Raw genomic sequence first — 9502 nt, forward strand, 5'->3', positions numbered from 1 at the left:
GTGAACCCATGAGCGAACTTCCCCGCTTCGACCGCGGCCACACCGACGACCTGATGTCCTTCCTCGCGGCGAGCCCGACGCCGTACCACGCCGTGGCCAACGCCGCCCAGCGGCTGGAGAAGGCGGGATTCCGACAGGTCGCCGAGACGGACGCCTGGGACGCGACGAGCGGCGGCAAGTACGTCCTGCGCGGCGGCGCGATCATCGCCTGGTACGTCCCCGAGGGCGCCGACCCGCACACCCCCTTCCGCATCGTCGGCGCCCACACCGACTCGCCCAACCTGCGCGTCAAGCCGCGGCCCGACACCGGGGCGCACGGCTGGCGCCAGATCGCCGTCGAGATCTACGGCGGCCCCCTGATGAACTCCTGGCTCGACCGCGACCTCGGCCTCGCCGGCCGGCTCACCCTGCGCGACGGCACCACCCGCCTGGTCAACGTCGACCGCCCCCTGCTGCGCGTCCCGCAGCTCGCCATCCACCTGGACCGCAACGTCACCGCGGACGGCCTCAAGCTCGACAAGCAGCGCCACCTCCAGCCCGTCTGGGGCCTCGGCGACACCGTCCGCGACGGCGACCTCATCGCCTTCCTGGAGCAGGAGGCCGGCCTCACCGCCGGCGAGGTCACCGGCTGGGACCTGATGACCCACTCCGTGGAACCCCCCGCCTACCTCGGCCGCGACCAGGAACTCCTCGCCGGTCCCCGCATGGACAACCTGCTCTCCGTGCACGCCGGGACGGCCGCGCTCGCCGCCGCCGCGTCGGCGCCCGGACTGTCGTACATCCCCGTCCTCGCCGCCTTCGACCACGAGGAGACCGGCTCCCAGTCGGACACCGGCGCCGACGGCCCGCTCCTCGGCACCGTCCTGGAACGCTCCGTCCTCGCCCGCGGCGGCACCTACGAGGACCGCGCCCGCGCCTTCGCCGACACCGTCTGCCTCTCCTCCGACACCGGGCACGCCGTCCACCCCAACTACGCCGAGCGGCACGACCCGACGCACCACCCCCGCGTCGACGGCGGCCCGATCCTCAAGGTCAACGTCAACAACCGCTACGCCACCGACGGTTCGGGACGCGCGGTCTTCGCCGCCGCCTGCGAGAAGGCCGGCGTCCCCTTCCAGACGTTCGTCTCCAACAACTCCATGCCGTGCGGCACCACCATCGGCCCGATCACCGCCGCCCGGCACGGCATCCGCACCGTGGACATCGGCACGGCCATCCTGTCGATGCACAGCGCACGGGAGCTGTGCGGCGCCAACGACCCGCACCTGCTGGCCAACGCTCTGGTGGCGTTCCTGCGGAGCTGACCCGGCACGGCCGGGACACGACCGGCCCCGGGGGCGCAACGCCCCGGCACCGCATGGGTGTTGCCTCCCGGGGTAACCGGACCGAACCGGATCGACCGGAAGGACCGGATCCGACCGGCTCTACAGGGAGGCAACAGCCATGGGCCTCGGCGGGTGCATCATCCTCATCGCCGTGGGAGCCATCCTCACGTTCGCGACCGACTTCGACATGCAGGGCGTCAACGTGCCCCTGGTCGGCGTCATCTTCATGATCGTCGGCATCATCGGCGTCGCGACGTTCAGCAGCATCGCCCGCCGCCGGCGCGTGGTGGTGCCGCCGACCACCCCGGTGGTCGAGGAACGCCCCCACACGCACGACGGCTACCACAACGGCTACGGCGCCTGACCGCCGCTCGCGCCGGCGTCAGGCGTCCATCCCGGCCAGGACCAGGGGCAGCCGGTCCGCGGCCCCCTCGGCCAGCCGGACCGGCACCCCCCAGTCCTGCTGGTGGACGTGGCAGGCGGGGTACTGGTTGCCGGGACCGTCATCGCACGACGCCGCCGTCGCGGAGACGTGCAGAACCCCCTCCGGCACCCCGGGGTTCAGCTCCAGGTCGCGGAAGAGATCCGTCCCCGCGCCCGCACCGCCCAGCAGCAGTTCGGGCGGGGTGGACGAGACCAGCAGCCGCGTGGACGGGCCGTACCTGGTGTCCAGCTTCTGGCCGGCGGGCGCCTGGAAGACGACGTCGAGACGGAGCGCGCCCGGCGCCACGTCGGTCGCCGCCCGCCGCGTGCGGTGGGCGACGGCCTCGACCCGTACCGCCTCCTCCGGCAGCCGCAGCCGGGTCAGCCGGTGCCGCGCCGACTCCACGACCACGATGTCGTCGCCGACGAGCACCGCGTCGCTCGGCTCCCGCAGATCGGTGGCGACCGTACTGACCTCACCGCTCGCGGGGTCGTAGCGCCGCAGCGCGTGGTTGTACGTGTCGCTGACGGCGACCGAGCCGTCCGGCAGCGCGGTCACCCCCAGCGGGTGCTGGAGCAGCGCCTGCCCGGCGGCCCCGTCCCGGTGCCCGAAGTCGAACAGCCCGGTGCCGACGGCCGTGTGCACCACGCCCTCCCGGTCGACCCAGCGCAGCGCGGACGTCTCCGAGTCGGCGACCCACAGCCGCTCCCCGGCCGCCGCCAGCCCCGACGGCTGCGCGAACCACGCCTCACCGCCGGGCCCGTCGACGAGCCCCTCGTTGGTCGTCCCGGCGGTCACACCGACCTCACCGGACACGGGGTCGAACGCCCACAGCTGGTGGACGCCGGCCATGGCGATCCACACCCGCCCCTGCCACAGGGCGACGTCCCACGGGGAGGACAGACTCACCTCGCGGCCCGCTCCGGCGGTCGGCTCCCCCCGCATCCACTGCCGCCCGGTCCCGGCGAGCGTCGTGACCTCACCGCTGCCGAGGTCCAGCCGCCGCAACGCGTGATTCACGGTGTCCGCGACGACCACGGCCCCGTCGTCCAGCAGCGCCAGCCCCTGCGGCTCGTTGAACGACGCCGCCCCGCCCGCCCCGTCCGCGAACCCGCGCACCCCGGTGCCGATCCGCCGCACGACGCTCTCGCCGTCCGCCGCCAGCTCCACCAGCTGATGCCGGGTGGTGTCGCTGACCAGGAAGTTCCCCGACGGCAGCAGCAGCGCCTTGCCCGGGAAGCGCAGGGTCGTCGGCTCCGGCTCCGGCGCCACGTACGGCCCCTCGCCCCGCCTGAGCGTCCCCTTCGCCGCGTGCTCGGCCTCCAGCTCCGCCACCAGCCGCTCGATGGCGTGCGCGTGCCCCTCGCCGGCGTGCTGCGCGACCACGTACCCCTCGGGATCGATCACGACCAGCGTCGGCCAGGCCCGCACGGCGTACTGCTTCCAGGTCGCCAGCTCGGGATCGTCCAGCACGGGGTGCTCCACCCCGTACCGCTCGACGGCGTCGGCCACGGCCCCGTGCTCGGCCTCGTGCACGAACTTCGGCGAGTGCACCCCGATGATCACGACGGTGTCCCGGTGCTTCTCCTCCAGCTCCCGCAGCTCGTCGAGGACGTGCAGGCAGTTGATGCAGCAGAAGGTCCAAAAATCGAGAACTACGATGCGTCCGCGCAGGTCGGCGAGGGTGTACTGCCGGTCGCCGGTGTTCAGCCAGCCGCCCTTGCCGACCAGCTCGGGGGCCCGGACGCGCGCCCGGCGGGGAGCCGGTGCCGGGTTGGAATCGCTCATGCCCCAAGGGTGCCACCCGTCCCCGGTGACCGGCCGTCCGCCCTGGTCGGCCGAGGGAGCGCGCGGCGCGGGTCCGGAGTCAGCCCGTCGGCCTACCGGCCGCGTTTCGGCGGTGGCAGGGGGGAAGCGATCCCTGCATGAGATTTCTCGTGTACGACCGGCTGCTGGGATTCGGCGACGACTACTGGATCGAGGACGACCGCGGCGAGAAGGTGTTCCTCGTCGACGGCAAGGCGATGCGGCTGCGCGACACCTGGGAGCTGAAGGACACCCGCGGCCGGGTCCTGATCGACATCCACCAGAAGATGTTCGCGCTGCGCGACACGATGGTGATCGAGCGCGCCGGCGAGCCGCTGGCGACGATCCGCCGCAAGCGGCTCTCCCTGCTGCGCAACCACTACCGCGTGGAGCTGGCCGACGGCAACGAACTCGACGTCAGCGGCAAGATCCTCGACCGCGAGTTCGCCATCGAGTACGACGGCGAGCTGCTGGCGGTCGTCTCCCGGCGCTGGCTGACCCTCCGGGACACCTACGGCCTGGACGTCGTCCACGACGACGCCGATCCGGCCCTGCTCATCGCGCTCACGGTGTGCGTGATCCACCTGGCGGAGAAGGAGCGGGAGGAGGACTGAGCGGGCCTCGCGGCAGGGCGGACGTCCCTCCGGGCACCGCCTTGGCATCCACGCCGTCAGCACGGGCCTACGATCGTCACACGAAAGCACTGCCGGGGTACCGCACAGCAGCGTAACTTAGCCTCCCAAGACGCCCGCCGACGACCGCCGCCTCCCGCTGGCACCGCCGCCAGTCCGCCGCCAATCCGCCCTGTACCGACCGCCGAGGGGTCCCGTTCCGTGAGTCTGCATCCCACCCTCCAGCCCTACGCCGACGCCTGGACTCACTCCATCGAGGCGATATCCGAGCTGGTCCAGCCGCTTGTGGAAGCAGAGTGGAACCGCCGTACGCCCTGCCCCGGCTGGTCCGTGCGCGACATCGTCTCCCATGTCATCGGCCTCGACTCGGAGATGCTCGGCGACCCGCGTCCCATCCACACCCTGCCGCGCGACCTGTTCCACGTCACCAACGACCACCAGCGCTACACCGAGATGCAGGTCGACGTCCGCCGTCACCACACCGCGCCGGAGATGACCTCCGAGCTGGAGTACATGATCATCCGGCGCAACCGGCAGCTCCGCAACGAATCGCGCGACCCCGGCACCAAGGTCCGCGGCCCGCTCGGCGCCGAGCTGACCCTGGAGGAGTCGATGCGCCGGCACGCCTTCGACGTGTGGGCGCACGAGCAGGACCTGCGCGCCGCCCTCGGCCGCCCCGGCAACCTGGACTCCCCCGGCGCGCACATCGCCCGCGACGTGCTGCTCGCCGAGCTGCCCCGCATCGTCGCCGAGGACGCGGACGCTCCCCGCAGCTCGGCCGTCGTCTTCGACGTCCACGGTCCCGTCGAGTTCCTGCGCACGATCCGGGTCGACATCCAGGGCCGCGGCACCCTGGAGACGGCCCCCGCGCTGGGGCCCGCCGCCACCCTGACCCTCGACTGGGAGACGTACGTCCGCCTGGCCTGCGGCCGTGTCGCCACGGAGACGGTCGCGGACCGCGTCAAGACGGAGGGCGACCCGGAGCTGGCGAAGGCGATACTGCGCCACTTCACGGTCACGAAGTAGCTGTTCAGCCCGTCCGGCGTTCGAGGGCGAGGCTGTTCGGGCCGAAGCGGGGGCCTGGGGGCGGCAGCCCCCCGGAACGGCCCGCACCGACGCCGTCGGCGTCACACCGGCACGTGCACCGAGGACACCCGACTGGCCACCAGCCGCTCCCGTTCACGCCGCGCCGCACGCTTGCGCAGCCGCAGGATCTGCGAAATCCCCAGCGCCTGGAGGACGAACACCGCGGAGAACGCGACGGTGTAGTCGTCCCCGGTCGCGTCCAGCAGGACACCGACGGCCAGCAGCGTCGTCATCGAGGCGACGAAACCGCCCATGTTGGTGATGCCGGACGCGGTGCCCTGCCGCTCCGGCGGGTTGGCCGGCCGCGAGAAGTCGAACCCGATCATCGAGGCCGGCCCGCAGGCGCCGAGGACCACGCAGAGCACGGTCAGCAGCCACATCGGCGCGTGCTCGGCCGGGTAGACGAGCGTCGCCGCCCACAGTGCCGCCGTCGACCCGACGGTGACGAGCGCCAGCGGGAGCCGCGCGCCGTGGTGCCGGGCGACGACCTGGCCGTAGACGAGGCCGACGGCCATGTTGGAGAGCACGACGAGGGTCAGCAGCTCACCGGCGGTGGCGCGGGACAGGCCCTGCGCCTCGACCAGGAACGGCAGGCCCCACAGCAGCAGGAAGACCATCGCCGGGAACTGCGTGGTGAAGTGCACCCACATCCCGAGCCGGGTGCCGGGCTCCCGCCAGGACGCGGCGATCTGCCGCCGGACGTACGCGGCACCCTGGTGCGGCACGGGCTCGGGCTCGTGCCCCTCGGGGTGGTCCTTGAGGAAGAGCAGCAGCAGGACGAAGACGAGCACGCCGGCCAGCGCGCTGCCGGCGAACGCCGCGGTCCAGCCGATGCCGTGCAGCAGGCGGGCGATGACGAGGGTGGAGACGAGGTTGCCGGCCATGCCGGCGAGTCCGGCGAGCTGGGCGACGAGCGGGCCGCGCCGGGCCGGGAACCAGCGGGTGCCGAGCCGCAGCACGCTGATGAAGGTCAGCGCGTCGCCGCAGCCCAGCAGGGCGCGCGCGGCGAGCGCCGTGCCGTAGGAGGGGGAGAAGGCGAAGCCGAGCTGTCCCGCCGTGAACAGCACCACGCCGATGCCGAGGACCTTCTTGGTGCCGAGCCGGTCGACCATCAGGCCGACGGGTATCTGCATACCGGCGTAGACCAGCAGCTGGAGTATGGAGAAGGTCGACAGCGCCGAGGCGCCCACGTGGAAGCGGTCCACGGCGTCGAGGCCGGCCACCCCCAGCGACGTACGGAAGATGACGGCGACGAAGTAGACGGCGACGCCGACGCCCCAGACGGCCATCGCGCGCCGGCCCCCCGGAGGATCACCGGGCAGTGCGCCGGTGGTACCCGCCGAGCTCATCGTGCCTCCCCTCGGGCCAGGTGGGAGACCCAGCCGACGTGCCGGCCGACGACGCCGACGGCCGCCTCCGCGTCCCCGGCGCGCAGCGCGTCGAGCATCTCCTGGTGTTCGACGAGGGTCTTGGCGATCCGGTCGGGGTGGGAGTGCATCACGGCGACGCCCATCCGCAGCTGACGGTCGCGGAGTTGGTCGTAGAGGCGGGAGAGGATCTCGTTGCCGCCGCTGCGCACGATCTCGGCGTGGAAGCAGCGGTCGGCGACGGCCGCCGCGGCGAAGTCCCCGGCCGCGGCCCGCTCCTTGTGCTCGTCGATCAGTTCCGCCAGCCGTTCGAGGAGCGCGGGCGAGGCGGGTACGGCCTTGCGGGCGGCGTGCTCCTCGACCAGCAGCCGGGTCTCCACGACATCGGCGATCTCCTGCGCGGAGACCGGCAGGACGAGCGCGCCCTTCTTCGGGTAGAGCCGGATCAGCCCCTCGGCCTCCAGGCGCAGCAGCGCCTCGCGCACGGGGGTGCGCGAGACCCCCACCGCCTCGGCCAGTTCGCCTTCGGTGAGCAGGGTGCCGCCTTCGTAACGGCGGTCGAGGACACCCTGCTTGACATGTGCGTAGACGCGGTCGGCGGCGGGGGGTTGCTTCACGGCCATGGTCATGCCGACAGAATAGATACAACAGGGACGCATGAGGACCCTCGTCCACCATGCGGACGGCGCCACCGCACGGGCATGCCCCTGATCACCCGACAGTAGGATGAGGCAGCTTCCCCGGGGTAACAGGGCAACCATCCGTTCACCTGACGAGTCGCACACAAGCAGCCCTACGACCGTCGGCCCTCAACTCGGCGGTGCCACCGGGGCATTCGACATAATCGGGGTACTTCACGTGATTACCGACATCACCGGCATCCGCCTCCGCAGAGCCGTCGCCGCCGCCGTCACCACCGGCGCCGTGCTCGCGGCGGGCGCCGTCTCGGCCGTGCCCGCGCAGGCCGCCACCAAGCCGTCGATCGCCGCCAAGGGCGGCTACGCGATGAACAACGCGAACGGCAAGTCGCTGTACACCAAGGCGGCGGACACCAAGCTCTCCACGGGCTCCACCACGAAGATCATGACCGCGAAGGTGGTACTCGGGCAGAAGAACCTGAACCTGGACTCCAAGGTCACGATCCAGAAGGCGTACAGCGACTACATCGTCTCCAAGAACGCCTCGTCCGCGCGGCTCATCGTCGGCGACAAGGTCACCGTCCGCCAGCTGCTCTACGGGCTGATGCTGCCGTCCGGCTGCGACGCCGCGTACGCGCTCGCCGACAAGTACGGCAAGGGCTCGACGCGTTCGGCGCGGGTGAAGTCGTTCATCTCGCAGATGAACTCCTCCGCGAAGAGCCTGGGTCTGAAGAACACCCACTTCGACTCGTTCGACGGCATCGGCAACGGCAAGAACTACTCCACGCCCCGCGACCTGACCAAGCTCGCGAGCAGCGCGATGAAGAGCAGCACGTTCCGCACGGTCGTCAAGACGAAGAAGTACACCGCCAAGACGAAGACCAAGTCCGGCGGCACGCGCACGATGGCGGCCTGGAACAACACCAACACGCTGCTCGGCAGCTACAGCGGTGCCATCGGCGTGAAGACCGGCTCCGGCCCGGAGGCCAAGTACTGCCTGGTCTTCGCCGCCACCAAGAAGGGCAAGACGGTCATCGGCACCGTGCTCGCCTCGACGTCGACGACGCAGCGCGCCACCGACGCGAAGAAGATCCTGAACTACGGGTTCACCAAGGTCTGATCCACGCCCGTACGACAGCACTCCGGTACGGCACGAGGAGGGGCCCGCCGCTCGGGAAGCGGCGGGCCCCTTCGTCTCGTGTCACGGGCCGGTCAGGACCGGACACCGGTCAGGACCAGGTGATCAGTCGCTTCGGTCGCTCCAGGACCGCCGCCACGTCGGCGAGGACCTTCGAGCCCAGCTCGCCGTCGACCAGCCGGTGGTCGAAGCTCAGCGCCAGCGTGGTGACCTGACGGGGCTTCACCTTCCCCTTGTGCACCCACGGCTGGAGCTTGATCGCACCGATCGCGAGGATCGCGGACTCACCGGGGTTGAGGATCGGCGTGCCGGTGTCGACGCCGAAGACGCCGACGTTGGTGATGGTCACCGTGCCACCCTGCATCGCGGCCGGGGAGGTCCTGCCCTCCCGCGCCGTGGAGACCAGCTCGCCCAGTGAACGGGCCAGGTCCGGCAGGGTCTTGGCGTGGGCGTCCTTGATGTTCGGCACGAGCAGGCCGCGGGGGGTCGCGGCGGCGATGCCCAGGTTGACGTAGTGCTTGACCACGATCTCCTGAGCGGCCTCGTCCCAGGAGGCGTTGATGTCCGGGTGGCGGCGGATCGCGACCAGCAGGGCCTTGGCGATCAGGAGCAGCGGGTTGACCCGCAGCCCCTCGAACTCCTTGTCCTGCTTCAGCTCCTCGACCAGCTTCATCGTGCGGGTCACGTCGACGGTCACGAACTCCGTGACGTGCGGCGCGGTGAACGCCGAGCCGACCATCGCCGCAGCGGTCGCCTTGCGCACGCCCTTGACCGGGACACGGGTCTCCCGGCCGGTGTCGTGCGCGGCGGCCGGTGCGGGCGCCGGGGCCTCGGGCACCACCGGCTCGGGGGCCGGTGCCGGGGCCACCGCCGCGTGCACGTCGTCGCGGGTGATCACACCGTCCGGGCCGGTCGGGACGATCGTCGCCAGGTCGACGCCGAGGTCCTTGGCGAGCTTGCGCACCGGGGGCTTGGCCAGGGGCCGCTCCCGGGTGGCCGGCGCCTGGCCGGGGGCCGCCGCGTGGCCGTTCAGCTCGGCCTGCACGCCGGACACGGCCGCCTGATCGGCGGGCGGGGACGCGTGCG

9 protein-coding genes are annotated in these 9502 nt (G+C 71.8%); 5 read left to right on the plus strand and 4 right to left on the minus strand.

Features of this window, described 5'->3' with window-relative positions:
* The first annotated feature begins 8 nt into the window (after positions 1 to 8).
* Positions 9 to 1304 carry a M18 family aminopeptidase gene (locus tag UW392_RS07375; RefSeq protein WP_320774062.1) on the plus strand — a complete coding sequence of 432 codons (1296 nt, stop codon included), beginning with the start codon at positions 9 to 11 and terminating at the stop codon, positions 1302 to 1304.
* 139 nt (positions 1305 to 1443) lie between these two features.
* The gene (locus UW392_RS07380; protein WP_320774063.1) at positions 1444 to 1689 is read left to right on the plus strand and encodes a DUF6458 family protein; all 246 of its coding nucleotides are present in this window, start codon (positions 1444 to 1446) and stop codon (positions 1687 to 1689) included.
* Between the two features lie 18 nt (positions 1690 to 1707).
* On the opposite strand, the gene UW392_RS07385 is transcribed toward UW392_RS07380, so the two are convergent.
* Positions 1708 to 3537 carry an NHL domain-containing thioredoxin family protein gene (locus tag UW392_RS07385; RefSeq protein ID WP_320774064.1) on the minus strand — a complete coding sequence of 610 codons (1830 nt, stop codon included), beginning with the start codon at positions 3535 to 3537 and terminating at the stop codon, positions 1708 to 1710.
* A gap of 137 nt (positions 3538 to 3674) precedes the next feature.
* Here UW392_RS07385 and UW392_RS07390 point away from each other — a divergent pair, with 137 nt between their 5' ends.
* Positions 3675 to 4169 (plus strand): LURP-one-related/scramblase family protein, encoded by a 495-nt coding sequence (locus UW392_RS07390; protein WP_320774065.1) that lies wholly within the window; start codon positions 3675 to 3677, stop codon positions 4167 to 4169.
* 219 nt (positions 4170 to 4388) lie between these two features.
* A complete protein-coding gene (locus UW392_RS07395; protein WP_320774066.1) occupies positions 4389 to 5213 on the plus strand; it encodes a maleylpyruvate isomerase family mycothiol-dependent enzyme in 825 nt (274 codons plus the stop codon).
* Positions 5214 to 5314: 101 nt separating this feature from the next.
* On the opposite strand, the gene UW392_RS07400 is transcribed toward UW392_RS07395, so the two are convergent.
* Both UW392_RS07400 and UW392_RS07405 read right to left on the minus strand, forming a co-directional pair.
* The gene (locus UW392_RS07400; protein ID WP_320774067.1) at positions 5315 to 6622 is read right to left on the minus strand and encodes an MFS transporter; all 1308 of its coding nucleotides are present in this window, start codon (positions 6620 to 6622) and stop codon (positions 5315 to 5317) included.
* On the minus strand, positions 6619 to 7269 hold the full coding sequence (locus UW392_RS07405; protein ID WP_320774068.1) for a GntR family transcriptional regulator: 651 nt from the start codon (positions 7267 to 7269) through the stop codon (positions 6619 to 6621). Before UW392_RS07405 ends, UW392_RS07400 begins: the two co-directional genes overlap by 4 nt.
* Before the next feature lie 229 nt (positions 7270 to 7498).
* On the opposite strand from UW392_RS07405, the gene UW392_RS07410 reads away from it, so the two are divergent.
* Entirely contained in the window at positions 7499 to 8398 is a 900-nt protein-coding gene (locus UW392_RS07410; protein WP_320774069.1) for a D-alanyl-D-alanine carboxypeptidase, read from the plus strand.
* A gap of 109 nt (positions 8399 to 8507) precedes the next feature.
* On the opposite strand, the gene UW392_RS07415 is transcribed toward UW392_RS07410, so the two are convergent.
* Positions 8508 to 9502: dihydrolipoamide acetyltransferase family protein (locus tag UW392_RS07415; protein ID WP_320774070.1), on the minus strand; the 995-nt coding region annotated here is incomplete at its 5' end.

This window comes from Streptomyces sp. CRN 30, from assembly GCF_034105845.1.

What these genes read in the sequence shown, in the direction of transcription:
- UW392_RS07375 (WP_320774062.1), top strand. Translation starts at nt 9, where the DNA reads ATGAGCGAACTTCCCCGCTTCGACCGCGGCCACACCGACGACCTGATG.
- UW392_RS07380 (WP_320774063.1), top strand. Translation starts at nt 1,444, where the DNA reads ATGGGCCTCGGCGGGTGCATCATCCTCATCGCCGTGGGAGCCATCCTC.
- UW392_RS07385 (WP_320774064.1), bottom strand. Translation starts at nt 3,537, where the DNA reads ATGAGCGATTCCAACCCGGCACCGGCTCCCCGCCGGGCGCGCGTCCGG.
- UW392_RS07390 (WP_320774065.1), top strand. Translation starts at nt 3,675, where the DNA reads ATGAGATTTCTCGTGTACGACCGGCTGCTGGGATTCGGCGACGACTAC.
- UW392_RS07400 (WP_320774067.1), bottom strand. Translation starts at nt 6,622, where the DNA reads ATGAGCTCGGCGGGTACCACCGGCGCACTGCCCGGTGATCCTCCGGGG.
- UW392_RS07405 (WP_320774068.1), bottom strand. Translation starts at nt 7,269, where the DNA reads ATGACCATGGCCGTGAAGCAACCCCCCGCCGCCGACCGCGTCTACGCA.